Source organism: Chroococcidiopsis sp. (assembly GCF_051657925.1).
Lineage (GTDB): Bacteria > Cyanobacteriota > Cyanobacteriia > Cyanobacteriales > Chroococcidiopsidaceae > Chroococcidiopsis.
Genome location: NZ_JBOFLP010000048.1, coordinates 1 through 25,929, shown reverse-complemented (window position 1 = coordinate 25,929; position 25,929 = coordinate 1). Strand labels below are relative to the sequence as shown.

The 25,929-nt window shown below is 44.4% G+C and carries 25 protein-coding genes; 8 read left to right on the top strand and 17 right to left on the bottom strand.

All coding sequences use genetic code 11. The annotated features are described in order from the left end of the window. Nucleotides 1-2: 2 nt before the first annotated feature. Together ACRC32_RS03665 and ACRC32_RS03660 are read right to left on the bottom strand one after the other, a co-directional pair. Nucleotides 3-128, bottom strand: coding sequence for a hypothetical protein (locus ACRC32_RS03665; RefSeq protein WP_438552698.1), 126 nt, complete (start codon nt 126-128; stop codon nt 3-5). A 13-nt stretch (nt 129-141) separates the two neighbouring features. Continuing rightward, nucleotides 142-465: a threonine dehydratase gene (locus ACRC32_RS03660; protein ID WP_438552697.1), complete on the bottom strand. Its 324-nt coding sequence runs from the start codon at nt 463-465 to the stop codon at nt 142-144. A 218-nt stretch (nt 466-683) separates the two neighbouring features. On the opposite strand from ACRC32_RS03660, the gene ACRC32_RS03655 reads away from it, so the two are divergent. After that, nucleotides 684-1,511, top strand: a complete 828-nt coding sequence (locus tag ACRC32_RS03655; RefSeq protein ID WP_438552696.1) for a tryptophan 2,3-dioxygenase family protein — start codon at nt 684-686, stop codon at nt 1,509-1,511. Between the two features lie 128 nt (nt 1,512-1,639). Further along, nucleotides 1,640-2,680: a DUF2157 domain-containing protein gene (locus ACRC32_RS03650; protein ID WP_438552695.1), complete on the top strand. Its 1,041-nt coding sequence runs from the start codon at nt 1,640-1,642 to the stop codon at nt 2,678-2,680. A gap of 223 nt (nt 2,681-2,903) precedes the next feature. Here the strand turns inward: ACRC32_RS03650 and ACRC32_RS03645 are convergent, their stop codons facing one another. Further along, a complete protein-coding gene (locus ACRC32_RS03645; protein WP_438552694.1) occupies nt 2,904-4,211 on the bottom strand; it encodes a DUF58 domain-containing protein in 1,308 nt (435 codons plus the stop codon). Between the two features lie 181 nt (nt 4,212-4,392). Here ACRC32_RS03645 and ACRC32_RS03640 point away from each other — a divergent pair, with 181 nt between their 5' ends. Together ACRC32_RS03640 and ACRC32_RS03635 are read left to right on the top strand one after the other, a co-directional pair. Beyond that, nucleotides 4,393-5,580, top strand: coding sequence for an FAD/NAD(P)-binding protein (locus ACRC32_RS03640; protein WP_438552711.1), 1,188 nt, complete (start codon nt 4,393-4,395; stop codon nt 5,578-5,580). A 467-nt stretch (nt 5,581-6,047) separates the two neighbouring features. Beyond that, the gene (locus ACRC32_RS03635) at nt 6,048-7,658 is read left to right on the top strand and encodes an iron uptake porin (protein ID WP_438552693.1); all 1,611 of its coding nucleotides are present in this window, start codon (nt 6,048-6,050) and stop codon (nt 7,656-7,658) included. Nucleotides 7,659-7,760: 102 nt separating this feature from the next. On the opposite strand, the gene lepB is transcribed toward ACRC32_RS03635, so the two are convergent. The 9 genes from lepB to ACRC32_RS03590 all read right to left on the bottom strand — a co-directional run bounded on the left by lepB (nt 7,761) and on the right by ACRC32_RS03590 (nt 15,283). Beyond that, on the bottom strand, nt 7,761-8,336 hold the full coding sequence (lepB, locus tag ACRC32_RS03630) for a signal peptidase I (protein WP_438552710.1): 576 nt from the start codon (nt 8,334-8,336) through the stop codon (nt 7,761-7,763). Nucleotides 8,337-8,543: 207 nt separating this feature from the next. Next, nucleotides 8,544-9,398, bottom strand: coding sequence for a DUF3598 family protein (locus ACRC32_RS03625; RefSeq protein ID WP_438552692.1), 855 nt, complete (start codon nt 9,396-9,398; stop codon nt 8,544-8,546). Nucleotides 9,399-9,414: 16 nt separating this feature from the next. Further along, nucleotides 9,415-9,564, bottom strand: coding sequence for a hypothetical protein (locus ACRC32_RS03620; protein ID WP_438552691.1), 150 nt, complete (start codon nt 9,562-9,564; stop codon nt 9,415-9,417). Nucleotides 9,565-9,630: 66 nt separating this feature from the next. Next, nucleotides 9,631-10,668 carry a PulJ/GspJ family protein gene (locus ACRC32_RS03615; RefSeq protein ID WP_438552690.1) on the bottom strand — a complete coding sequence of 346 codons (1,038 nt, stop codon included), beginning with the start codon at nt 10,666-10,668 and terminating at the stop codon, nt 9,631-9,633. A gap of 11 nt (nt 10,669-10,679) precedes the next feature. Then, the gene (locus ACRC32_RS03610; protein WP_438552689.1) at nt 10,680-11,261 is read right to left on the bottom strand and encodes a pilus assembly FimT family protein; all 582 of its coding nucleotides are present in this window, start codon (nt 11,259-11,261) and stop codon (nt 10,680-10,682) included. Continuing rightward, nucleotides 11,239-11,763 (bottom strand): type IV pilus modification PilV family protein, encoded by a 525-nt coding sequence (locus ACRC32_RS03605; RefSeq protein WP_438552688.1) that lies wholly within the window; start codon nt 11,761-11,763, stop codon nt 11,239-11,241. Before ACRC32_RS03605 ends, ACRC32_RS03610 begins: the two co-directional genes overlap by 23 nt. 342 nt (nt 11,764-12,105) lie before the next feature. Next, complete coding sequence (locus ACRC32_RS03600; RefSeq protein ID WP_438552687.1) at nt 12,106-13,461, bottom strand: hypothetical protein; 1,356 nt, start codon at nt 13,459-13,461, stop codon at nt 12,106-12,108. A 462-nt stretch (nt 13,462-13,923) separates the two neighbouring features. Then, nucleotides 13,924-15,075 carry a tetratricopeptide repeat protein gene (locus tag ACRC32_RS03595; protein WP_438552686.1) on the bottom strand — a complete coding sequence of 384 codons (1,152 nt, stop codon included), beginning with the start codon at nt 15,073-15,075 and terminating at the stop codon, nt 13,924-13,926. 43 nt (nt 15,076-15,118) lie between these two features. Next, nucleotides 15,119-15,283 (bottom strand): hypothetical protein, encoded by a 165-nt coding sequence (locus ACRC32_RS03590; protein WP_438552685.1) that lies wholly within the window; start codon nt 15,281-15,283, stop codon nt 15,119-15,121. A gap of 83 nt (nt 15,284-15,366) precedes the next feature. Between ACRC32_RS03590 and ACRC32_RS03585 the strand changes: the two genes are divergently transcribed. The 3 genes from ACRC32_RS03585 (at nt 15,367) to ACRC32_RS03575 (ending at nt 16,824) form a co-directional block, all read left to right on the top strand. Further along, a complete protein-coding gene (locus tag ACRC32_RS03585; RefSeq protein WP_438552684.1) occupies nt 15,367-15,663 on the top strand; it encodes a hypothetical protein in 297 nt (98 codons plus the stop codon). Between the two features lie 100 nt (nt 15,664-15,763). Next, nucleotides 15,764-16,519 carry a DUF561 domain-containing protein gene (locus ACRC32_RS03580; protein WP_041462396.1) on the top strand — a complete coding sequence of 252 codons (756 nt, stop codon included), beginning with the start codon at nt 15,764-15,766 and terminating at the stop codon, nt 16,517-16,519. 17 nt (nt 16,520-16,536) lie between these two features. Then, nucleotides 16,537-16,824: a hypothetical protein gene (locus tag ACRC32_RS03575; RefSeq protein WP_438552683.1), complete on the top strand. Its 288-nt coding sequence runs from the start codon at nt 16,537-16,539 to the stop codon at nt 16,822-16,824. Here ACRC32_RS03575 and ACRC32_RS03570 read toward each other — a convergent pair. Further along, the gene (locus ACRC32_RS03570) at nt 16,781-17,992 is read right to left on the bottom strand and encodes a DegT/DnrJ/EryC1/StrS family aminotransferase (protein WP_438552682.1); all 1,212 of its coding nucleotides are present in this window, start codon (nt 17,990-17,992) and stop codon (nt 16,781-16,783) included. The two genes, ACRC32_RS03575 and ACRC32_RS03570, sit on opposite strands and share 44 nt — an antisense overlap. Before the next feature lie 133 nt (nt 17,993-18,125). On the opposite strand from ACRC32_RS03570, the gene ACRC32_RS03565 reads away from it, so the two are divergent. Further along, nucleotides 18,126-18,902 (top strand): ABC transporter permease, encoded by a 777-nt coding sequence (locus ACRC32_RS03565; RefSeq protein ID WP_438552681.1) that lies wholly within the window; start codon nt 18,126-18,128, stop codon nt 18,900-18,902. 139 nt (nt 18,903-19,041) lie between these two features. Here ACRC32_RS03565 and ACRC32_RS03560 read toward each other — a convergent pair whose 3' ends face one another. The 4 genes from ACRC32_RS03560 to ACRC32_RS03545 all read right to left on the bottom strand — a co-directional run. Further along, nucleotides 19,042-21,468, bottom strand: coding sequence for a hypothetical protein (locus ACRC32_RS03560; RefSeq protein WP_438552680.1), 2,427 nt, complete (start codon nt 21,466-21,468; stop codon nt 19,042-19,044). A 352-nt stretch (nt 21,469-21,820) separates the two neighbouring features. Beyond that, entirely contained in the window at nt 21,821-25,297 is a 3,477-nt protein-coding gene (treS, locus tag ACRC32_RS03555; protein WP_438552679.1) for a maltose alpha-D-glucosyltransferase, read from the bottom strand. Nucleotides 25,298-25,532: 235 nt separating this feature from the next. Beyond that, nucleotides 25,533-25,661, bottom strand: a complete 129-nt coding sequence (locus ACRC32_RS03550) for a hypothetical protein (RefSeq protein WP_438552678.1) — start codon at nt 25,659-25,661, stop codon at nt 25,533-25,535. After that, a partial coding sequence (locus ACRC32_RS03545; protein ID WP_438552677.1) for a hypothetical protein occupies nt 25,640-25,929 on the bottom strand: 290 nt, incomplete at its 5' end. The genes ACRC32_RS03550 and ACRC32_RS03545, both read right to left, overlap by 22 nt.

Genomic DNA, 25,929 nt, shown 5'->3' with positions numbered 1-25,929 from the left:
TCTCAGTTATCAGTTATCAAGTGACTAGTGGTAAGGGTGTAGGGTGTGGTGAGTGGTGCGTGAATCGCTTCTGACTTCTGGCTTCTGACTTGTCTTCCTTGTCTTCCTTGTCTTCCTTTTCCTTTCACTAACCCCTAATTCCTATTTTTGTTTTTGATTTACTTGCCCAGCCAGTTTGCGGTAATATTCCATCTGCGGATCGGGACGACGACGATTAGGGGTGAAGCTGGGTTCGATTTTTTCTGATTTGATTTCAGTTATTTGCCGATCTTCTGCCGATTCTATATGATTTTGGCGCTCGGATTCAACGTAATAACTAGAGTTTGAGAATCCTAGCACTTGCAGCCAAATAAGTAAGCGTTGATAAAAGAAACCCCAGATTTTGCGGAGAAATCCAAATATTTGATACAGTAATCCTTCTACGCGAATGAACGAGTTCCGAAGCAATTGCTGCAATCTATCCATACTATTAACCTCTCAAAGCAGCATTCATTTAACTTTGGGTATGACCACTTTGGCTGTGACCGTAATACTAACAGTCTATATTTTTCAGCTTACTACCATAAGTCAACATTTGTTGACCTCCAAATGGAGGATTTGGCGATCGCTCCACAATTCCTATCGTGCGATCGCAATTCTTGTCAATATAATGTATAGGCGTTACGTGTAACGTTTGTACTACTATGTCTGAATCTTATCAACCTCTACCTCCCCTCGATCCTAATTTGGATGTCAGCAAAAATCATTATTGGAATTATCACAATATTGAGGCGCTAATTAGTTGTAAAAAAACTCTAACCGCTTCAAAAGATGAAGATTTGTTTATTTCCATACATCAAATCTGCGAACTTGCTTTCCATCAAATGATTATTGACATGGAACGGGTGTTAGATGCTTTATCAAAGGCATTAGATACGGATTCAGTTATTAGTGCTACTAGCGAAGCGTGTTATTTCTTTCAAAGAGTATTACGACTGTATGAGGTTGTTAATACTACCATGCCGATTCTCAACACTATGCGAGCATTTGCCGAATTTCGGACTAGCATTGGTCCTACAAGTGGCTTTCAATCAGTTCAATTTCGGCATTTAGAAATTATGAGCGGAGTGAGAAAATATTGGGTAGGTGGGACTAAAGACTCTGAAGGTAGGTTACATATTGCCGAGACTGAATTCGATCGCAAATATGGCGATCGCATTACTCAATGGTTCGAGCAGTATAGAAAACATAATTTAGCATATTATTACGATTTACTAGTCGGTCGTGCTGTAGGCAACACGCAAGCTGAGAAAGTTGCCGATTTACGCACTTATCCTGATGCCGATGCAGTTCTCAACTTTATGCAAGCCTACGATAAATGCCAAACTCAATTTCATCAAGGACATCTAGGCTTGGCAATTCAACAACTTAAAATTGTTGGGGTAGAAGTCGGGACTGGTGGCACGTCTTTTAAAGATTATTTAGCAAAATATCACAGGGAAGAAGCACCATTATTTCCAGGGTTGAGCTAAGGATACGTTAAATGACGTATCCTGCAAAAATATATGTAAAAATAAGCACATGTAATAGTGGCACAACAACCGTATATCTTCTCGAAACTGACTCCCATGATGGAGTTAAACCTCCTATAGTTTCGAGTATGAAAATTTACAAAGACGATTTGTCTTGGGCAGCTTCCCAAGGCTTAATTACTGAGGCGCAAGCAGACGCGCTATGGCAAGCATTATCTCACCGGAGCGACTATCGCCCCCAATTTAATTTTGCCAACGTAGCTTTCTATTTTGGGGCTTTGGTTGTCATCTCTGCCATGAGTTGGTTTATGAATTTAGCATGGGAGTCGTTTGGTGGCGGTGGAATGTTTCTATTAGCTAGTATTTATGCATTTTGCTTCGTTATGGCAGGCAAAACTTTATACTTTCGCCAAAACATGAAAATTCCTGGGGGATTGCTATTTGCGATCGCAGTTTGCATGACTCCTCTAGCAATTTACGGACTACAAAGATGGACGGGATTTTGGATTCAAGGCGATCCAGGTGTATATCGAGATTACTATATTTGGATTAAAGGCAGTTGGTTTTTGATGGAATTGGGAACCATCATTGCAGGTTTAATTGCACTCAAGTTTGTCCGATTTCCATTTTTGACTGCGCCTATTGCTTTTTCACTATATTTTATGTCAATGGATTTAACGCCATTGCTATTTGGTAAAAATGATTTTACCTGGGAACAAAGACTTTTGGTTTCTCTATGGTTTGGGATTGCGTGTATTATCGTTGCGTATTTAGTCGATCTTCGCACGCGCAGACGAAATGGAGATTTTGCTTTTTGGCTGTATCTATTTGGCTTACTTGCCTTCTGGTTTGGTATGACTTTAATGAGAGATAGTAGTGAATGGCAAAAATTTATTTATTGTTTAATTAATTTGGGATTAATTTCGTTATCGGTATTATTGAAACGCAAAGTTTTTATGGTTTTTGGTGCGATGGGTGTGTTTGGATATTTGAGTCACCTTGCTTACACAGTGTTTAAAGATGCCCTTTTATTTCCATTTGCCCTCACTATTTTGGGAATATCTATTATCTATTTGGGCGTTTTATACCAACGTCATAGTAGAGCCATCGAGCATTTCTGCGATCGCTCTTTACCACAAAAATTGCGGCAATTGTTGCCGCGAGATTAGGACATCACAATTTGGCTGAAACAATTAGATGAATAGTTGAGCCAAACCTGTAATATTGTCGCTGCCATACCCATTGGCGATCGCTGTTTGATATATCTTACGTTCCGCTCAAATGCGAGTATTCTACGACAAGTCAAAAGTTAAAAGTCAAAAAATGTGCCATAACTAAGCTGCTTTATCCTTACCAACTACCAACTACCAACTACCAACTACCAACTACCAATTACAACTGATTCCTTGCCTTGAGCTGCAAATACCGATCTACCAACTGTTCCGAAATCAAATCGGCTGGTGCATCTAATACCAAAACTCCTTTTTGTTTCAACCCAGCAAAGGCAACTTGACGCTGAGATAATAAATCTAAAGCCACAGCACGGGCATAAGTTGGATTCACTTCATTCGTAGAAGTATGAGCCAATCGATCCACTTGGCGATCGCGTAACATAACGCAAAAAGGCAAATAACGGGGTGTCAGTCTGCCTAATGCGGCTAATAATTCGGCAGAAGCGGTGATATCAACAATATCTGTAATTAATACGACCAAGGCTCTGCGAGCTTGTTGTTTGATAATACTCGTGACAGCACCAATATAGTCAGATTCGAGTAATACGGGTTGAATTGGTGTCAGGCGATCGACCAGCTGGTTTAGTTGATGTTGCCCTCGTGCTGGTGGTATCCAAGTCTGCATTTGTTTATCAAATACTCCCACACCCACGCGATCGCCGCGATGAATTCCCGCTAGTGCTAAAGCCAAAGTTGCGTTTAAACCCCAATCAAACCGCTTTAACCCTGATACTTGAGCCGTCATCAAGCGTCCTCTATCCAATAGAATAATCAGGGTTTGTTCGTGTTCTGGCTCCAAAACTCGCACCAAAGGACGGTTGCGACGTGCCGTAGCTTTCCAGTCAATCAACCGCATATCGTCACCCGTACCATAATCTTTAAGTTCGGCAAATTCCGTTCCGATTCCCCGTTGGCGCAGCTTGCGGATCGAACCAGCCGATTGCAGCGTTAGACGAATGGAGAGCGATCGCAACCCTACCAAGTCAGGATAAACCTTAACTTTCTGATTGTGGACGATTTTCCAGTTATCCCAACCTAATCCCCAAGCACCCAATTGTCTCACTTGCAGATCTCCCCAGCCAAATTCTCCCCGTTGGTTGGGGTGAATTGTATAAGTTAATTCTGTCGTGCTGTTAGGTGCAAGAGAAGCAGTCAGCGTAGTTGCAGAAACAGCAAACTGCATCGGGTAATAATCGCAAATTTGAATTTGAGCTGATTTTTTAAGCGATCGCGCTGTCAAAACCACCGGATTATCCCGTCCGATGGAGAGTCTAGCAGGCAGAGATCGCTCAATTTGGACGCGATGACGGCGTACCATTAGGCTATCGGCGATCGTCATCCCTAAGATAACAGCATCAAACAGCAGCATCACCAGGATACTGCGCGGCACGTTCCAAATTGTAGCTAATAGGGGTGCAACTACTATTCCCAATAACAGCAACAAATAAACTCTTTTGGCAGGAATCATAGGCAGATAGATAAAGCATCCTACCAATTTACTCTCAGTTATCAGTTATCAGTAATTTCTCCTCTGCTCTCTGCGATCTCCTGTCTGCTCAGTTTTGACTTTTGACTTTTGACTTTTGATTTTTGGTGTTAGCATGTACGAGAATGATTATCATTTTAAAGTACTGTCTAGCACGATTGTCATGCTTGCAGAAGCTTCCAATACTGATATTGCCATCATTGGCGCTGGTCCCCACGCTCTCACGTTGATTGCTTACTTGCTGCAAAAGCGGAAAAAGCTACGGCACGGGTTTGCTGTTTTCGATCCAAGTGGAATGTGGTTGCAGCAGTGGCAGCAACAATTTGCGGCTTTTGAGATCCCTCATTTACGTTCTCCTGCCGTCCACCATCCCGATCCCAACCCATACGCCTTGCGGAAATTTGCCGCATGTCGTCCCCAGGAATTATTTGCCCCTTACGATCTGCCAGGAACGCAATTATTTCAAGATTTTTGTACCAATTTAATTCGCTGTTTGGATTTGCCACCAGTTTTCAAAGCAAAGGTTTTGCGGATCGAACCCTTACAGCATCGGTTGCGTCCTCGGTTTCGCTTGTGGCTGGCAGACGATCGCACGGTTGTTGCCCGTAGAGTAGTATTTGCCAAGGGTAGCAGTCAAATTTACATACCTGAGTGGATGAGTCAAATTCAGTCTCCTTATCCGCCAGAACGGTTATGTCACTCTCAACAAGTGGATTTGCGAAAATTGAACTTAGCTGGAGAACGCATATTAATTATTGGTGGTGGATTAACTAGCGGTCATTTGGCTGTAGGCGCGATCGCCCGTGGTGCTAGAGTCGTGTTGATGGCAAGGCGCAACTTACAAGAGAAATTATTTGATGCCGAACCAGGGTGGCTGGGACCGAAATATCTCAAAGATTTTTGGGCAGAACCGGACTGGGAAAAGCGTTGGTATTTAATTCAACAAGCTAGAAATGGGGGTTCCCTCACGCCAGCAATGATGCTACAGTTGCGGCGGCTCATGCGGTGCGATCGCTTGCAGATTCAGGAACAATGCCAAGTCGTCAAAGCAGTATGGCAAGGGAATAGTTGGTTCGTGCATTGCCATAATGGGAAAGAGAATGAATGCGATCGCATTTGGGTCGCAACAGGGACGAAACTTGACGTGAGTGCTGAACCTCTGCTGTCAGACATTCTCAATACCTTTCCTCTACCTATAGCTAGAGGCTTACCCGTCCTCGATCCCTGCTTGCGCTGGTCGGGATGCGAATTTTATATGATGGGTGGCTTGGCAGGATTGCAAGTAGGACCAGTTGCCCGAAACTTATCAGGTGCAAGAATGGCAAGTGAAAGGATCGCGTCTGCTTTGTAGCTTCACCTTTGGCAAAGGTGGCAGTTACCAGACTGGAATTTTTTACTCTTAATAATACCCTGCACGCGACTACAAAAAACGTGGCGATAGCTCTAGCTAACACCGCAACTGAAACCCATACTTTTGTGCATTTTATAATACAGTCGTAGCGTGCAAAATATTGTTATCTTGGCTACTTCAAGTCATTTTTTACAAAAGTAATTTTTTGATAACATTTAACACTCATAAAAAGACAGAATCACTTCGCCGATTGACGAAACCAAAAGATGTTCTCGACTGATTTTTTAACATCTATCTTAGGAATGGGTTCAAAAGGTTCAACCAAAAGAGTTGTAGAATTCAGCGAAATAAGCAACTGTTGTCTTAACTAAAGCAGTTTTTTGAGTTTGCGAAAATATCGTAATCCATGTAACTTTTTTTCTTTACCATTCTCGGTAATTATGTAAAAAGGTGTGAGGTATATACTAATGAAACAACTTTTTAGAGATTCATTTTTCGTTTCTCTAGCGGTTATTGCTGCCAATTCTTTATATTTGAACTCAGCGATCGCGGGAGATATAAGTTCAGTGACTCCCGTGACTTCAACAACCAGCGTTGAGACATTAACGACAAAAGAGCGATCGCCACAGCTAGCTCAAGTGACTTCAGTTTCCCAATTATCAGACGTGCAGCCTACAGATTGGGCATTTCAGGCATTGCAATCTTTGGTAGAACGGTATGGTTGCATTGCGGGATACCCCGATGGAACTTATCGCGGTAATCGCGCTTTAACTCGTTATGAATTTGCCGCAGGGTTAAACGCTTGTTTAGATCGAGTCAACGAACTGATTGCGACCGCTTCTGCCGATATGGTCAACAAAGAAGACTTGGCAACTTTACAACGGTTGCAAGAGGAGTTCGGTACGGAACTTGCAACTTTGCGCGGTCGAGTCGATGCCTTAGAAGCAACCACCGCCGAACTAGAAGCAAATCAATTTTCCACCACAACCAAATTGAGCGCTCAAGTCATTATGGCGGCTAGCGATACTTTTGGCGATGACGTGGACGATAACACAGTCCTACAAACGAGAATGCGGTTCAATTTCCTGTCTAGTTTTACTGGTACAGATCAACTGCAAGTTCGCTTGCAAGCAGGTAACTTTAGTGCCTTTGACTATGTAGGCAACATTACGAATGAAGGACAGATAGCATATGCTACGGGTACTGATAACGATGTTGTCATAGATAACCTCAACTACAGTTTTCAAGTTGGCGATAATCTGAAAGTTTGGCTGCTAGCTAACTCTGGAGAATACGACGACGTTTTTGATATTGTCGATAACCTGATTACCGACACGAATGTAGGTGCAATTGGTAATCTCAGCTTCAACCCCATCTATAACGCAGGGGGACAGAATGCAGGGATAATTACAGAATTCTCGATAACTGAAGCTTTGAAACTGGGACTTGGCTATCAAGCTGGTAATGCTGAAGATCCTTCCCCTGGTAACGGTTTATTTAACGGTAGTAATAGCTTTCTCGGGCGATTAGAGTACGGAACTGATAGATTTAAGGTTGCTTTTGCCTATCTTCATACGTATGACGAAGCCTTAAATACGACAGAACAAGGTAGTATCAGATCGCTGGTAGAAGTCACAGATGCTGATGGCAGCACGCGATCGGTAGTAGGCAATCACTACGGTGTAGAAGCACAGTTTGACATCACCCCTGGAATTAGAATTGGTGGATGGGCAGGATTGAGTAAGGCGATCGTCCTTGGATTGGGTGATGCTGACGTGTGGAACTATGCTCTGTCCCTCAGTTTTCCCGATTTGGGCAAGGAAGGAAACCTACTCAATATTATTGTGGCGGTGGAACCTAAGCTAACGGGTACGAGTGGTTTTACTGTTGCTGATGGCGACGGTGTAGAAAGAAGAAGAGATCCCGATACTGGGTTGCACGTTGAAGCCTCATATCGATATCAACTGACTGATAATATCTCGGTTGCACCAGGCGTAATTTGGCTAACTGCTCCAGGTCACGATAGCGACAATAGCGATATTGTTGTCGGTACGTTGAGGACAACGTTTGAGTTTTAATTATTAGTTGTTAGTTGTTGGTTGTTGGTTGTAAATTCCCCTCATTTCTCGATCTCGATTTGAGGGGAATTATCTATCTACTCAACCGAAAGCAGACTTTATCTAATTACTGCTGGCGGTTTCAGCGTACAAACTACCTACACGGTAGGGAGGCCAAAAACGCACTGCTGCCTTACCAATAATGCGATCGCGACTGATAAAACCCCAAGCATGGCTGTCATAGCTGCGATTGCGATTATCTCCCAACACAAGGTAAGAATTGGGTGGCACGATCGCTGCTGCTAAAATGTATTCCGGTGGCTCGGCAATGTAATGTTCTGTTAAAGGTCGATCGTTGATATATACAATCCCATTTTTCACTTCTACTTTCTCTCCTGGCAGTCCAATAACTCGCTTCACATATGCATCGCGAGAATGTTCTTCCTGAATCACTGCTTCTGGAGGGGTAAACACGATGATATCTCCTCGCTGAGGATTGCCGATGTGGTAGCTAATTTTGTCTACGAAGAGGCGATCGTCAATCTGTAAAGTGGGCTTCATGGAAGTAGAAGGGATTAAGTAACACTGCTCCGCAGCGATCCGAATGCCAAATCCAATTAGCAATGTTATTCCCAGTAACTTAGAACTCTCAGCCCAAGGATTCTGCGATTTACTGACTCGAAAGCTTTGTACGGGCATAAATTTAGTAATTATTTTAACAGATATATTACGTATTTCTACCATAAACGCTAAGCGATCGCTACTATAAGCAGATAGATATCAATAAATTTTTCAGTAAATTTACGCACATCAGTTATTAGGGAGCAGAGAGCAGGGAGCAGAGGAGCAGAGAGAGAATTTAATTCCGAATTCTCCCCACACCCCACACCCCACACCCTACACCACTCACTTTCTTTCAGTAACCAAAGTAAGGCTAGTCCATTCACCCTTATCGTTGTAACGTCTTATCAGTCTTTGCCGTAGATTTGGCTGTACTAGCCAACCCACTTCGAGAAAAAAGGCTTGTCTTAATTGCACTTGTTGAGGACAGGTGGCAGAAGCGCCATCTGGTAATAGCATAACTTGATTAATCTGGGGACTCATTTGAGGATTGGTTTGAGAATTCCTCTCGAAGTAGAGTAACGATCCGGCAATTTTGCCCGTGGAACTAATTTGGTAAGGGTTTTCTGGCGTGGAGTAAATAGTCAACTGTTGTGCGAGGCGATCGCTACCAAGGCGCTCGACGTGCAGTTGTGTAGAATAAGTATCGGGCGATCGCCAGTCGGGATAAATTGTGACTGCTTCCCCTTGCCACTTACCTACCAAGTCATCAACCTGTAGAGGGGGACGTTCTGGAGTTGTCGTACCAGCAAGATATTCGCGAATCAGCGTAATTTTATCTAACTTTCCGTTCGGTGTAAAAAGTTGCACTAAGCGCAAGCGGCGATCGCCATGAATTAAACCAAGTTCTGCGCCAAATTCTGCAAACGGACTGAGTTGAATCGAACCTTGAGAAAACGCACCATTTTCAAAAAACAGTACGCCCTTACCCAAAGAACTGTATTCAAATACTTTTTCCTCGGCGGGACGATTAGATGGTAGGAAACGGACAATTTGACAGATGGTTTTATTATCGTTTAATCCAGCTAGAGATACGACTGTAGGCGTATCTTCGATTAACTCAGCTTGGGGTGAGAATCGTGTAAACGAACCCTGCCATTCACCCAAATTTTGTAGCAAACATTGCCATTGCGATCGCATAAACAGTGACCAGTTATCAGTTATCAGTGAAGAAAGGGTGTGGGGTGTAGAGAATTTTGAATTGTCCCGCTTTTTCAGCGATCGCGATCTCTGTAGTTCTTAATTTTCTAATTAAGGGATAATTGTATGGTAAAACAGGTCGGTCGCATAGGACTTGCGAAAGCAATTTCTCTACGCAGGCTTGCTACCGACTTAATAACTAAATTATCTGGCATTCTATTCGCCTGGTGTCTTAGAAAACTTCACACCTTGCATTGCTTGGCGCACTGGTATACGAACCGATAGTTGCTCTAACTGTATAGCAGTTCTGTTTACCAGAGGTAGGGCGAAGGCTGGAAGTGAGGCTGCTGCTATCTAAGCTAGAGACAGAGCCACTATAAACTTCTGTAGCTACCCCATCCACGGTACGATAGACTTTGTAAGTTGGATTACCCGTACCACTCCAAGTCCAAATCAAATTCATCTCGGTTGTTCCTGACTTGCTACCGGATAGCACGGGTGCGAGTTCCGTACTGTAGCTGCTGAGGCGAGAAAATGCCCTACCCGTGACATCTTGATTTTCTATACCACTAGCTGCACCACGCAAGAACAAATCCACTAAGCTACCGTTAACGCAAGCATAAAAACCGCCAGCACCAAACTTAGCGGGTGAGGCGCAGGTAGGATTAATATCTGTCTCGGAAATAGAGTCAACTAGAATATCGCTAGCAACAGGGTTTTTACAAGGATCGATCGCACCGTCGGCGTTGGGTATGCGTCCGTATCGCGCAATGACCCTCGGACTTAACCAACTTCCAGTTGTAGGGCGAATATCGTAAACTACTTTGTCATACCCTGTTTGACGATCGGGGGGAACTGTGTAAGAAGCAGTTGGGGCAGGACAAGAAGCAGGAATAGTATCAATCGGAATTTCTAAATATAAAACTAGTGTGCCATAACTACCTAGCTTTGCTTTAATACCAGCGTCTTCTACAATTTTTTCCAGAGTTGTAGTAGAGCCATCTGCAACTTTAGTTTCAAGCCGATTAATTCTGCTTGCCATTCTAATTTCATGACTCATGAAATCGAAAGCGCGATTGAGATCGATTTGCCTTTCGGTTCTGGCTTCCGCTTTATTATCAAAAGATGTAATTGTGACTAAAGCAAAGCTAGCAATTACAACTACTATTGTACTAATTAAGACTGCAATTAATAGTTCTACAAGTGTGAATCCTCTAGAAGAATGAGAAGTATGAAATCGACGATAGATTCGAGCAAAATACTTTTTCATATAACTCTTAGTTAGGATGCAGTACAAATCCCGTCGTCAGTAATGTGATTTGCCGTGGTGGAATCACCAGTGTAGTCACCAGCTCTTGTCAATCCTAAAGTATTGGATATAGCCAGACATTTTTGATCTTGAATCGAGCTGCGAGTAACAGAAAAGATCAGTTTTCCACTCGGATCGACTGGAGGAGGAGGGTTTATAGAAGTGATAACTGTAAATTCTGCTGTGCCTAAAATGCCAAAAGTAATTTTGATGGGATTACCCGTTATTTGACTAATATTTGTTATTAGTTGAACTCCCTTTGATAAATTGCGATCGCCTGTAACACCACAATTCGCAGTAATTTGTACTGGTGTAGTCGATAACATCAACATGACATCGCAAGGTTGACTTTTACGAATAGCTTGTCTTTGGGCTTCTTGCAAAATTCCTCTGACTTCAACTACCGCTTGATTCAATTTGACCCGATCCAAAGAACCAGCAAAGCTAGGAACTGCGATCGCGGCTAGAATGCCAATAATGACAACTATTATTAATATTTCTATTAAAGAAAAGCCTTTGTTTTGATTATTTTTACGGACATTTAAGCGACGCATCGGGAATTACCTCAGTTGAAAGCGTTGCAATAGGAGAACTACTATCTGTTGGCGTGACATTATAAGTTAGCTGAAGCAATTTATAAGCATAAGTAGGAGTATCATAAATAGCAGTTCGAGTCAGAATGAAACTTTTTCCTGCTAAAGTTTTAGCAACAGATGTTGTGGTAGATGGTGCTGATGGAAGTGGTAACATTGGAGTGCCAAGTATACTATGTAGTAATCCCGCAGCAAAGCCGTCAGTAGAAGTAGTTGCATTACATCTATTGGAATAAGGAAAAGTATTAATTTCGTATTCTTTAGCTTGATTCTTAACGAATTCTAAATCCTTCTGAATCCAAGTGACTGCTTCGTTACGTTGTTCGGCGCGCACTTTAAAAATAATCGCAAATAAAAGCGCTTGCATTGCTACAGCAAGAAATACACTAACTATAAGTATGGATATTAATACCTCAAAAAGAGTAAATCCTTTATCTTGTAGTGGCAATTTTTTTAGAGGCATTGAGCGCGTTATTTTTAATGTTTTATAATTGAGATAGCAGCTCATTTATTAATAGTATAATGCGATCGCTAACGAGCTATTGTACTAACTATATATAAGAAGCAATTTTCTTCATAGGAATCCTATTTTGGTGAAATACAAACGATATTTTTTCTGTTAGGTAAACTAAAAATTAAATCTAGCTTGCCCTGAGTTGTACTGACTTATTAGCGTAAAATTACGGTAATTCTGCTAAATATTGTGTACTGAATTCTCAGTAAATCTACGGTGAAGTGAAGGAGTGAAATTGAGGCGATCGCAATGGCTCGAAAACAAAGTAAAAAAAAATTAAACCTTACAACTTTATAACTTATATCGCTGCCACTTTTGAATCGAGCCAATTTTATTAATAGTATATAGGTTAAAGCTATTAGCTAAGTCTGATAAACTGAGAACGTCATCTGGTACATTAATGCCAGTATTGCTAGTATTAGTGTTTTGAAGATCTTCAGCCCACACAACTCCATCAAAATTACTATTCCCAGGACTCTCACAACCGTCGCCTGAAGTTTCTAATTTGAAATCCGCATCCCGATTGTAAAGAAAAGCATTTTGAATACAAGCAGTGTTGTAAAGATAGGCAGACTGCGGCGTTCCCGAACCACTGTATAAAATAATAATTCGTAAATCTCCAACTCTGGGCAGTTGTCCATCAGTACGAATATTGCGAATTTTAGAATTTCCTCGCAAATGAAATCCTTCTTTATCTAAATACGAACCTTTTATATAAAGATAAACTGGACCAGCAGTTGTATCGACATTAATTATTTTATCAGTGATATCAATTTTATTAGTTTGATAATGAGTAATTTGTCCGCTATTACCAGTTAGAAGGAGTGTAGGTATTGCAGGGGGTGTAACAACTGGAAAGCTTGCCTCTGTAATTTGTCCTAAATCCGTACCTTGTGCAGTGAATGGAAAGCTGAGTTGCAATTTACAAGCGAAAATTGTGCCATCAATACTAGTATCTGTAGTATCAGATGCCGAACCGATCGCAGTAAGATACTGAGATCTATTTGCATCACCTTTTATAGCATATCCATTCAGATTAGAACTATCAAAAGCAGTCATAGGATCGAAGTAAATATTAGCATTCTTACCTACAATTCTACGTACTTGTATTTCAATGCGATCGGCATCGAAAGTAGTATGAGTACTAATAGCGCCAGGAAAATTTTGAATTGTTACATTAATTGCTACTGTGACTGCAAGATAAGCGATAGAATTATCATTCTGACCCGATATCAAGAAAGTTCCTGTTTGCTTCAAACTATCGTAACGATATGCTAGCAACTGAAATTGACCGTTGCCAATACTATTAGAACTGGTTAGTGCAGTTACATTAGGAGATATTGACGGTAGACAAGGAAAAGTAATCGGAGTTGTCCATTCATTAATAGTAATTGTGGTGTCGTCGCTCGTTTTAGGAATACCGTCGGCTCCTAGATAATTTTTTCCCGTTTTTGGGTCGATTGGATCGTAATTTCGAGTTAGTAAAACTGCGTTTTCTGGTTTAGTCATGAGAGCTAGAATTCTAGCAATACCTCCTTCAGCAACAGCTAAACTATCACCAGTCTGAGTGCGGGTAGAAGCGATCGCTTCGTTACGAGAAGCACGGAAAATTAAGGTAGTAGCAATTGCCATCACGATCAAACTCATACTGAGAGCGAGAACTATAGTAAACCCTCGATCTTGAAATCGTTTTAGCGCTAAAAGTTTAATTAGAAAGGTTTGTAACGACAAGGTTTTTCCTAGTTTGCATTGAACTTAAGATCTAGTTTGCCCTGAAGTACAGTAATTTATTGCCGCACGATCGCGGTAATTATGCTGAAGATTTCACAAACACATTTCTGTGGTTTTACTGAGAAAAATTCTGGAAGTTTTAGCGAAATTATAAAGCGCGTATAATTCTATAGAGAGGCAACACTGTATGTCCCTGTTTTAGCCTTTTTCAATTGGATAAGATGCCCGATCTGTAGGGGGCGCATAGCTAGCTATGCGCCCCCTACGAATGTATTCCATCATAATAAGAATCGCTATATGTAACAAAAAAAGCCAGTTGTTGCTGGCTAAGAAAATCTATATGACTGACAGAAATTTTAAAGTAAAAATACTCTGATTTTATACATCTACACGCGACTCAGAGATCAAATTTTGAAATCTTTCGTCTTGAGAAATGGTATGAAAGACCGAGCTATTCTTGGCAAGAGTACGATACTTATCTGGACTGATTTGAATTGCCTGTTGTAAGCTAATAATTGCTTGTTCGACTTGCGATTGCAAAGCATAACAGCAGGCAATATTGTACCAAAATATAGGTGTATGAGGCTGGACTTCTAAAGCTCTGGTGTAAATGGCGATCGCTTCTTGATAACGGCACAATTCATACAAAGCCAAACCACAATCGTACCAAACTGCCATATCTTGGGGTTGAATGCTAAGAGCATGTTTGTAGCTGGCGATCGCTGCTTCTTTTTCACCAACTTGTGCTAGAGATAGTCCCCTGTTATACCATGCCCAAAAATCATTAGGCTCCAACTCAACAGTGCGATCGAAACAGACGATTGCTGCTGTGAAATCTCCTAATTTGCGCAGCGCTACCCCCTTGTTGTACCAAGCCTTGCTATATTCTGGATCGATTGCCAAAGCGCGATCGAAGCTAGCTACTGCTTTGGTATATTCACCCCAGTCGCTTAGAGTGATGCCGCGATTGTTCCAAGTCAGGAGATCGTCAGGTTGAAACTCTAGGGCGAGATCGAAGCTATCAACTGCTGCTGCATAGTGCTTGAGATGTCCCAGTGCCGTACCTCGGTTGTACCATGCCCAGTAAGCATCTGGTCGTAGCTGGATTGTTTTTTCAAAGTTGATGACAGCTTTTTCGTAGCAACCAAGATCGATCAGAGTAATCCCTCGGTTGTGCCAAATTGTCGCCGCATCGGGGTTAAATTCTAAAGCGCGATCGAAACTATTGAGAGCTTCAATATAACGACCCAGCTTACCCAGGGCAATCCCGCGATTGTGCCAAACCCAGCTAGCATCTGGACGCAGGGTAATAGCGCGATCGAAACTGGCGATCGCCTCTTCATGGCGGTTTAAACTACCCAAGGCTATACCTCGCTGCGACCAAGCATCAGCGTAATCTGGCTTGTATTCCACAGCTACATCCAAGCTCAGTAGAGCTTCTGCGTATTGTTCGGCTTTATTGCGACGCAATCCCTGTTGATAAAAAAATTCTGCCTCCAGACTGAGATTCCACTTCATAGATCTTGGCATCTAACCTAAGGATGATTTTATTTTGCAGATGCTCAACAAGATATCACGACTCAATCACAAAATGGTGAAGTTTGTATAGAAGAAGACTAGAAATTTGTGTAGGGATTGGTAGTTGGTAGTTGGTAGTTGCCCCTGAAGCTCCTCTGCTCGTCCCTACTCCCTGCTCCCTGCTCCCTGATAACTGACAACTGAATTTTGGGTAATACAATACTAGCCTTGACAGAATGTTGGATTTGGGAGAGTTAAGGCAAAAGTTACTTGAAAATCAAGCAAGAGAGGTAATTCCTAGCGATGAACGACCACAATATGCTACAAGTCACGTTTTTCTACACTAACGGTCAAATAGAAGCCTTCAATGTGGTTTTGCACGAAGATAATGCTCTGACCCCTCAAGAAATTCAGCAGCGGATTTTGAAACATCTGGACAAACCTTGGTGCTTGCTACACCTGCCAGAACAAACGATTTGCGTCAATACATCTCGCTTGCTAAAAGTTGAAGTGAAGCCGACAATGTACGAACTACATGGGGAAGGAGTATTTTCCGATGTGCGGCGCGTAACTGCTCTTTCGCGGAGCGCCCAGCGGTAATTCAGGGGGAGTGGAGAGTTAGGAGAACAAGGCGATAATGACTAGCTTCAAACCTCCGAGAATGTCACAATATTCCTTTACAGGACACAAGAGAGAAATCATGACCATGCATCCTCTACTCCACCAAGCTTTTGCCCAAGGACGGGCGCTAAAAATTATTAGCGGTTTGAATAACCTCGATCGCCAAAGCGTAGCAGCGACAGTCAACGCAGCCGACCGCGGTGGTGCTACTTTTGTTGATATTGCTGCTGATGTCGAGCTAGTACAGATGGTAAAAGAATTGACAAATTTGCCAATTTGTGTATCAGCAGTCGATCCAGAAAAATTTGTCACCTGTGTAGCAGCTGGTGCAGATCTAATTGAAATTGGTAACTTCGATAGCTTCTACGCTCAAGGACGCAGATTTGAAGCAGAGGAAGTACTCGCCTTAACAGAAATTACGCGATCGCTCTTGCCGGAAATTACCCTTTCCGTTACCGTTCCCCACATTTTAGAACTCGATCGCCAAGTGCAGCTAGCAGAGGAGCTTGTAAAAGCTGGAGCTGATATTATCCAAACCGAAGGTGGTACGAGCAGCAGTCCCGTTCATCCTGGTACGTTGGGTTTGGTTGAGAAAGCTGCACCTACCCTCGCCGCCGCCTACGAAATCTCCCGCGCCGTATCCGTACCAGTGTTGTGTGCTTCCGGTATTTCTAACGTAACCGCACCCATGGCGATCGCGTCTGGTGCGGCTGGTGTGGGTGTAGGTTCGGCAATTAACCAACTCAATAGCGAAGTGGCTATGATTGCAGCCGTTCGTAGTTTGGTTGAATCTCTTGCCACTGTTAACCGTCCCGTTTTAAGAACTCAAGGATAGATCCCCCTAAATCCCCCTTGTGTAAGGGGGAGAGGGGAGCAGGGAGCAGGGAGCAGGGAGCAGAGGGGCAGAGGAGCAGAGGGGCAGAGGGGCAGAGGAGCAGAGGAGCAGAGGAGCAGGGGAGGCTGGGGGAGCGATCGGGAGCAAAACAATTCATGCATTCAAAATTCTCTACACCCCACACTTCCCACACCTCCCACACCTCCCACACCTCCCACACTTCCCACACCCCACACCCTTTCATCACGCACCACGCACCACTCACCACTCTTTCCCGACTCCCAACTCACTCAAACAATCCTTGAGACAATAAACGACTTGTGCTTGTGCTTCAGGAGAAAGTTCGGGGAAGATAGGCAGGGATAAGACTTCATGACAAGTTTGTTCCGAGATCGGGAATTGCCCTTGCTGGTAGTCTAAATTTTGATACACAGGTTGCAAGTGTAAAGGCAAAGGATAGTAAACCATCGAACCCACACCTTTTTCTTGTAAGCGTTGACGAACCTCATCTCTATAGAGATTTCCCTCACTCCGCACTTCGTCCCGCTTCGCTAACGCTCCTCGCTCCTCACCCCTCTGAAGGCGAATTGTGTATTGGTTCCAAACTCCCTCGCCGCCTGGTAATTCCTGGGGAATGACAACACCTGGAACTGGAGCGAGATATTCTTGATAGCGAGAAGCGATCGCCCGTCGTTGTTCGTTCCAAGTATCTAAATAACGTAACTTGACTCGCAAAATCGCTGCTTGTATAGCGTCCAAACGGCTATTTAATCCAATATCTTCGTGATAGTAACGATTTTTCTCCCCGTGATTGCGTAGCATTCGCATCTTTGCCGCAATTTCTGGATCGTTCGTCGTCACCGCACCGCCATCGCCACAAGCACCTAAATTCTTTGTAGGGTAGAAACTAAAACAGCCAACATGACCGATGCTACCGACTTTTTGTCCCGCCCACAATGCTCCTGTTGCTTGGGCGCAGTCTTCAATGACAGCAAGTTTGTGGGTTTGAGCGATCGCCATTAGGGCAGTCATGTCAACTGGCTGTCCGTATAAATGAACCGGAATAATAGCTTTAGTTTTAGCTGTAATTGCTGACTCTACCTGAGTCACGTCAAGATTAAATGTTAGCGCGTCAATATCTACAAAGATTGGCTTAGCACCGACAGCACTAATAGTCTCAGTCGTAGCAAAAAAAGAAAAGGGCGTGGTAATCACTTCATCCCCAGCCCCAACACCTAACGCCCGCAATGCTAGCAGCAGTGCATCCGTACCGGAATTACAGGCGACACACTCAGACACATTTGTATATGTGGCAAATTCTTGCTCAAAGTTAGCAACATTTGCCCCACCTATATAACCGCCAGAGGCAAGTACTTTGAAAACAACATCATTAATTTCACTTGCAAGATCCGTATATTGCTGCGCCAGATTTAAGATAGGAACGCGAGTAGATTGAGTCACGCTTTGAACCATAAGTTTTTCTATTAGTTAATCAAATCAGAAGTTGTATCGCAAGAAAATGGCAAATTGGTAGTTGGTAGTTGGTAGTTGGTAGTTGGTAAATTCTCCTCGGCTCCCTTGTCTCCCTCACTCCTCACTCCTCACTATGGACACTCTAATTAGACTCGATTTAGTAGATTTTGTTCTGGCTGTAGCGCTGATGGCGATCGCAATAGGGCTATCGGCTGGGCAGCGTTTAGGCTTAGAGTGGAGTTTGGCGATCGCGACGGTAAGAACGATCTTGCAACTATTTGTTGTAGGAGCGATTTTAGATATTATTTTTCGGCTAGATAACCCTTGGGCAGTGCTAGCAGTGGTGCTGGTGATGCTGACAATTGCGGCTGTGGTGTCTCGCAACCGGATTGGCAAAAAGATTCCCCAATTGCTACCGCTAGTTTGGGTTTCAATATTTGTCAGCACGGCTTTTACTTTGAGCTATGTCAACCTGCTGATCGTTCAACCGCAGAAGTGGTACGAACCGCAATATATCATTCCTTTGGCGGGAATTATTCTAGGAAATGCGATTAATGGGGCAGCGATCGCGGGGGAGCGTCTTGTCAGTACAATTAATGCCAGCCAACTAGAGATTGAGACTCATTTAAGTTTAGGTGCGACACCCCAACAAGCTGTAGCTCAGTACCGGAAAGATGCGATTCGGGCTGGGTTAATTCCAATCCTGAATCAGATGATGGTGATTGGCATTGTCACCCTTCCAGGCATCATTACAGGACAGATTCTTAGTGGCGTGAATCCCCTCGATGCCGCATCCTACCAAATTTTAGTCATGTTCATGCTTGCCTTCACTAACTTAACCACAGCAATTCTCGTTACCCAAGGGCTATGTCGTCAGTTTTTTAATTCCGCCGCGCAGTTGATTCGGTGACAAGGGAGTCGGTAGGGGCGGGTTTACCAAAATACTTTGCTATTGACGGAGATTTCAGGTGAACCCGCCCGTACAGGAGTCGAGAAGAAGGACAAAAAGAAGTCAGAAGTCGGGAAAGAGTGGTGCGCGCGAACTGATTTTAGATTCTGGATTGCCCTTGTGCTCCCTGCTCCCTGCTACGCGGCTCCGATGGCGAGGAAACCTCGCCCTCTGCCCGCTTCCCTGCTCCCTGCTCGCTACTCACTTCCTTCGGCTTATAAGAATGCATTTGCCCGCCATCAGAAGCATAAATTTGTAGGGGTAGGCGAGTCGTGTTGCTAATGCCTTCGAGAACTTGCTTGAGGGTGCGATATTGAGTAGCGATATCAGATTGGGCTTTTGAGTCACCCCTAAGTCTGGCATTAATAAATGTTTTCTCGACAGCCTGTTCGTAGCTGGACGTTAACTGAACGAAGATTTGTTTGTTATCTAACTTGTATCTACATACCCGAATTCTACCGGAGCAAGCGCGATCGAGGTCGGCGCGAACTTTTTGGGTGAGATTAGCGCCTTGCAGGTTGCTGTTAGCTTGTTCGAGCTTCGCGGTATAAGTATTAATTAGCGATCGCGCTCGGTCGTAGTACTGAGTCCCACTGGGAATCTGTTGAGCGAAGATTAAAGCTTGCCTCCAATTGGTTTGAGCTGTAGCGAACTGATTTTGTTGTTCTTGCCGTTCGGCAAGTTCGGCGAACTTTACTGCTTGGGAAAATGCTTTGGTAGATATTGTTTCTTTGGCAACGCGATCGCTAGCTGCTTGAAGTTGAGGGCGATATTGTGCGAGTAGTTGCTGTGCTTGTTGGTAAGTTGTACTCGATTGCGGAATCGAGCTAAGATTGTCCACCGCGTTTTGCCAATTGGTACGAACTATTTGCCAAGCCTGTAAAGATCGCGCCGTCAGTTGCTGTTGTTGTGCTACCTGCGCTGAACTTTGCGCTTGGGGAAATTTTTGAAATGCTTGTTGCTCCGCTTGCATTTTCTGCTCTACAGCCTGCAAGCTGCCTCGGTACTCAGTAGTTTTTCTCTGTGCTAGGGGATATAGATCGCTATCTTTAGGAACCGCAGATAAAGAGGCGATCGCTCTTTGCCACAAAGCTTGGATGGCGCGCCAATCTTCCAAAGAGCGGATGGGTTGTTTCAGCTTGTTTGCTGCTGTATCGCCTTCTTCCAACGCCGCCAGCACTCGATCTACATTAGTGGCTCGATTGGCGATCGTGCTGGAAAAATTTTGTGCTTCCTGGCGGCGGCTCGACCAGGGTGGAATTTGTTTGAGTAGGTTATTTGCATCTTGCAGTTGTTTTTCAGCATCAATTAATTCCGATCGCTGCTTGGCTCCTTGTACGATTCGATTTGACTCCTGATATAACTGCTTTGCTGTTGCGAGCTGCTGACACCTACCGATCGTACAGGGGCTAGATAAGACATATGCACTGCTAAAGAATGCTACGATTGCGACTCCACCTCCAGCAATTAGCGCCGCCCGAGGGATTTTTGTCTTGGCTGCCTTCGGCAATCGCTGTAAGGGTAAGACAGGGTAGGGAAGTGTAGCTGTATTGATGTTTGTATTGGAGTCTGTTATTGATTCTGCTGTTGATTCTGCTTGAGTTGCTGGTTCAGGATTAGCGATTGTTTCTAACCGCTGCTCGAAAGGTAGCGATCGCCAGGTTTCAGTTGGTGCTTCTGGTGAAGAAGTTTCTGGGTTTAAACTTGGCACTTCGACGGGTATATCTTGCCGATTGGCAACAGGCGCAGACTCTTCTACTTTATACTCTTTGATTTGAGGCTCCTCGATTTGAGGCTTTGATGGTTGTGGGGAGGAGATGGGATCGATCTTCGCCTCAGTTGTTGTATCCTCAATTGTCGTATCACGAGCAGTAATTTCAGCCTCATCTTCTGTTGGCTGTTCTGCTGCTTCTGTAAGAGGGGATAATTCTGGTGCTGCTGGTGCTGCCGGAGTGCGATCGCTAGTCAATAAATCGATGCTGCTGGCTGATAGTAGCTGTTCTGTCGCAGTTGCAGGCGGTGTTTCAATGACAACAGGGCTAGTTGGTAGTGTATCTTCTACTGTGGGAATTGGGGGTGCTGGCGTTTCATCTACAATGTTGCGATCGCCTGAGAATGGCTGCACCACAGGCGGAGATGATTCTGTCTCGGGTGGAGATACGGTTGTTTCTGAAATAGTGGGGGAAGGCTCATTTAACATCACCTGAGAGTCAGGAGCCACCTCCACTGGTTCTAAAGTGATATCGTGTTGAGCGTAAATTTGTTTTTGCCCCGCTTCTCTCAAATAAACCCTGACCGACTGAACTGCTTGAGGACGCAAAGACTGTAAAGCCTGCCCAATTGCAGTAAAAGTTTTATCAGTATCGAGATTGACTTGTGGTGGGTGTTGGCTCAAAATCACTAAAGCACCGTCATCGCCGATCGCGCAACCGACTTTCAGGCGATCGACTTGAGAAAACTCAGTTTGCAAGCGTTGGTATAGAATGCGCTCTAAAACTTGTAAATCTTCTGGCTTTGCTAGTTTCATATTACTTATAGATTTTTATAAGTTGCTTGTTTTGATACTTAATATTTGTATGATGTTAGCGATCGCCACCTAACTGTACTCGTAGCAGCATTTACGCTCCTGTCATCGATTGCGATCGCCCGATAAAATTATTCTTCGAGCAACGACCGCAGGGCTGAGATTGCGATGATTTTACATTAAAAATCTATCAAAAGCTGCGTGAAGCGTCTTTCTTTAAAAAATTAATATCAAGTTTTATCAATTTTTATTTGTAGTAGAGACGCACCAATGGAAATCGAGCGGATAATTCAGCAACTAGTAGGGGCGCACAGCTAGCTGTGCGCCCCTACTACAGGAATTGCTAGAAAAAACCTCAAGTATCCAACAACTGTAAAATCCGCCCCAAGGTAATCTCTACCCAATCGAGACGGGAATTGAGATCGTAGCCCAAGCCGTGGATTGCTTTTTCTAAGAGGTAAGCATCCAGCAGAACTTGTAACTCAGTCTTGGTTTTGGGTAAGAAAGAGTCTTGAGAAGCGATCGCGAGATATGAATTGAGAAAAGCCGCACCGACGCAGGTAGACCAAAACTGCGCCCACTGCTGCATGATGGGTAAGCTCTCTGTACGAAGCATCCCGCTTTCGATTTCGTTACGCAGCCCGACGTTAGCAGCGTAATGGAAAGACTGCAACATGTTGGCAACATCGCGCAAAGGAGAGCGTTTAATGCGGCGATCGCTCAAACTGCGTCCTGATTCTCCTTCAAAATCTGAAATGATGAAGTCTTTACCCGTATAGAGTACTTGTCCCAAATGATAATCGCCATGACAGCGAGTCCGCATAGCGGTAATTTTTTGGTTGAGGATCAGCCCAAAGCGCTCCATGATTTGCTCTTGGCGATTCAGGACATTTTGAGCTAATTCTTGGGCGTGCGGTGTCAGCGTTTTTAAGCGTTGTCTGAGAACGATTAGGACTTGTCCCGCGAGATTGCGGGCTTGTTGGTAAATGGAACGTTGGTAAAATGTCGAGAATGGTTCTGGAGTAAATCCAGAATTGTCGCCATTAGCAGCAAGGGCGATGTGCAGTTCTGCTATCGATTGTCCCAAAATCTGAGCGCTGTCTAGATACGAACCGATGGTTCGATTAGCCAGAGACAATGGATCGAACTCTTCTTCTTGACTCCCGATTCCCAACTCCGATTCGGGCAGGTTTAACTGCTGAATTTTTTGTTCTATTGCAAGTAGGCTCGATAAACCTGCCCCTACAACTCCCGACTCCCGACTTCCCATATCGATCAGATTTCCCCCAGGTATGGGGATCTCAGTCATTTCTGCATGTTGTGTTGTCACTAACTCAAAATAGTCTCGCAGGCTATCGAGGGTATATTCCCAACCACTGCGGGTATCGCGGATGTATTCTTGCAATATCCCTACCGTGACTGGCGTTGTTGACGGACGGTGATATTCGATCGCTCCGACTAACGGGGCAAAGTGTTGCAAGCGTTTTTTCTCGCCTAAAAAGCGCCGAATTTCGAGATCTGGGTTAATCCCTTCTTCTTGCTGGCGGAAGAGTTTGAGAACGAGATGGTTGTTGGGGTTAGCACCGTTAGCACCCAATCCCTCGTAGACAATAAAAGTCTTGCCCTGTTCTTGCTTTAATACTGTCGGTTCTAGGGCTTTTTTACCGTTACTACTGGCTTGAGGATAGAGATCGGTAGCACTTGCCATTAGTTCCCCTGCCATACCTTTATACTGCCGCTGATAGGCGATCGCCTCAATCAACGAGCCAAGAAAACTTTTATCTGCGGTTGCTTCAAATAATACGCCGAATTTATCTTTCCCTTGTACCAACAAATTAGCAACGATCGCACTGCGGTTATCTGTTAAAGTCTGTGTTGCTTGTTCTCCCTCGGCATAAGCCAGCAGCATCAAGTAAGTTTCTGGATCGCCTTGCACGTAATCTACCTGCAACCAAACGGCTCTGGCTTCGGTATTCTTGTAGGGGATAGCGATAACTTCGGCGATTTGTACGGCTTGAATTATCCGAGTTTTCGGATTGAACCAAGAACACGTAGACAGATATTCTGGCAGTATAGCTTCTAGTCTGACTCTTAAATCCCGCTGGGCAAAGATATTTTGCCATTTGCTATTGACAACTAATGTCGGTAACTCTGCTTGGGGTCTAGCAGGCTGGATTTCGCTCGGCTTGGCAACTAGACTCAACCAATAAAAGGCATAAGGGCTGATGCTAAAGAAGTAGGGAGTATCGCCAATCGCTGGAAACTCCGTGCGACCAAAAATTTCTACTGGAGTCGTGCCTTTAAAAGCTGATAAATCCAGTTCCACTGTTTGCACAAAGCGAGACAGATTTGCCACCACTAGAATATGTTCGCCTTGATAAGTGCGCGTAAAGGTAAGTACTTTGCGGTTATCTGGGTGCAATAATTCAAAACTACCGCGTCCGAAGGCTTGGAAACGGTTGCGTGTGGCAATTAAGCGTTTCATCCAATACCAGAGAGAATTGGTATTAGCCCGTTGTGCTTCAACGTTGATGGCGGCGTAGTGATATTCTGAATCAATAATCACAGGCGAGTATAACTTTTGCGGATTAGCGCGGCTGAAACCAGCATTGCGATCGGAACTCCACTGCATCGGTGTCCGCACGCCATTGCGATCGCCTATATATACGTTATCTCCCATGCCGATCTCATCGCCGTAGTAAAGTACGGGAGTGCCAGGAAGAGAGAGTAACAGGCTGTTGAGTAATTCAATTTGACGGCGATCGTTTCCTAGCAAGGGCGCGAGACGGCGACGAATCCCCAAATTCAACCGCATTGCCGGATCGCGGGCGTAGACTCGATACATATAATCGCGGTCTTCATCCGTCACCATTTCTAGCGTCAGTTCGTCGTGATTTCGCAGAAATAGCGCCCACTGACAGTTATCGGGAATTGTTGGCGTTTGCTGCAAAATATCGAAAATGGGGAAACTATCTTCCATCCGCAGCGACATGAACAAGCGCGGCATTAGCGGAAAATGGAAGTTCATGTGACACTCATCTCCATTCCCGTAATATTCTGCTGCATCTTCGGGCCATTGATTTGCCTCGGCTAGCAGCATTCGGTTGGGGAACTTAGCATCCACCTGCTGGCGGAGTTGTTTCAAGAAAACATGAGTCTCATCTAAATTTTCACAGTTCGTTCCCTGCCGTTCGTAGAGATAAGGTACGGCATCCATCCGCAGCCCATCAACACCCATACCCAGCCAAAAATCAAGTACGTCAAATACCGCTTCCCGCACGGCTGGATTATCGTAGTTAATATCGGGCTGGTGGGAGTAGAAACGATGCCAGTAGTAAGCCTTGGCTACTGGGTCCCAAGCCCAATTAGAAGTTTCAAAATCTTGAAAGATAATCCGCGCCTCTTGGTATTTCTCTGGCGTGTCACTCCAGACGTAAAAATCTCGTTCTGGACTGTCTTTAGGCGCACGTCTCGCCCGTTGAAACCAAGGGTGTTGGTCGGAAGTATGGTTGACGATTAATTCTATAATGACGCGAATGCCCCGTTGGTGGGCGGCTTGCAAAAATTCGCGAAAATCGTCTAAATTACCGTAAATTGAATTAACATTCTTATAATCGGCTATATCATAGCCATCATCTCTGAGTGGTGAGGGAAAGAATGGTAGTATCCAAACTGCGGTAACGCCTAAGTCTTGGAGGTAATCGAGTTTTTCCGTCAGCCCCCGGAAGTCACCGATCCCATCGCCATTACTATCGGCAAAGGCGCGTACTGGCACTTCGTAGATAATGGCATCTTTGAACCAAAGGGGGTCATCTTTTAATACGTACTGCATGTTCTCGCTAGTTGTATTCCCAAAAACCACTGTTTCAAGTTATTGAGTCTAGCGCGATTTCCACAAGTACCCAGAGAGGGAAATTTAGGCATAGGGAAGGGTTTCGTGTAGGGGCGGGTTTTGCCTGCGAATTTGTTACCACAACCAAAAATTTGTTTGTCAAACCCGCCCAACCACCGATGAAATTCCTGTAGGGGCGGGTTTTGCCCGTTAATTCATTACCACAACCGATCGTCTATTTATCAAACCCGCCCTCATGGATGGCGATCGCATGGCGCGGCGGGGCGGGTTTTGGATGAAGATTTTCGGTTGCGGTTATGGGCATGTTTGCTAAACCCGCCCCTACAGGTGGCTGCGATCGCATGTGGGGATCTGTACCTGGGATGGCGCGTGTGGGCGGGTTTTGGATGAAGATTTGCGGTTGCGGTTATGGGCATGTTTGCTAAACCCGCCCCTACGGGTGGCTGCGATCGCATGTGGGGATCTGTACCTGGGATGGCGCGGCTGGGCGGGTTTTGGATGAAAATTTTCGGTTGCGGTTATGGGCATGTTTGCTAAACCCGCCCCTACAGGTGGCTGCGATCGCATGTGGGGATCTGTACCTGGGATGGTGCGTGTGGGCGGGTTTTGGA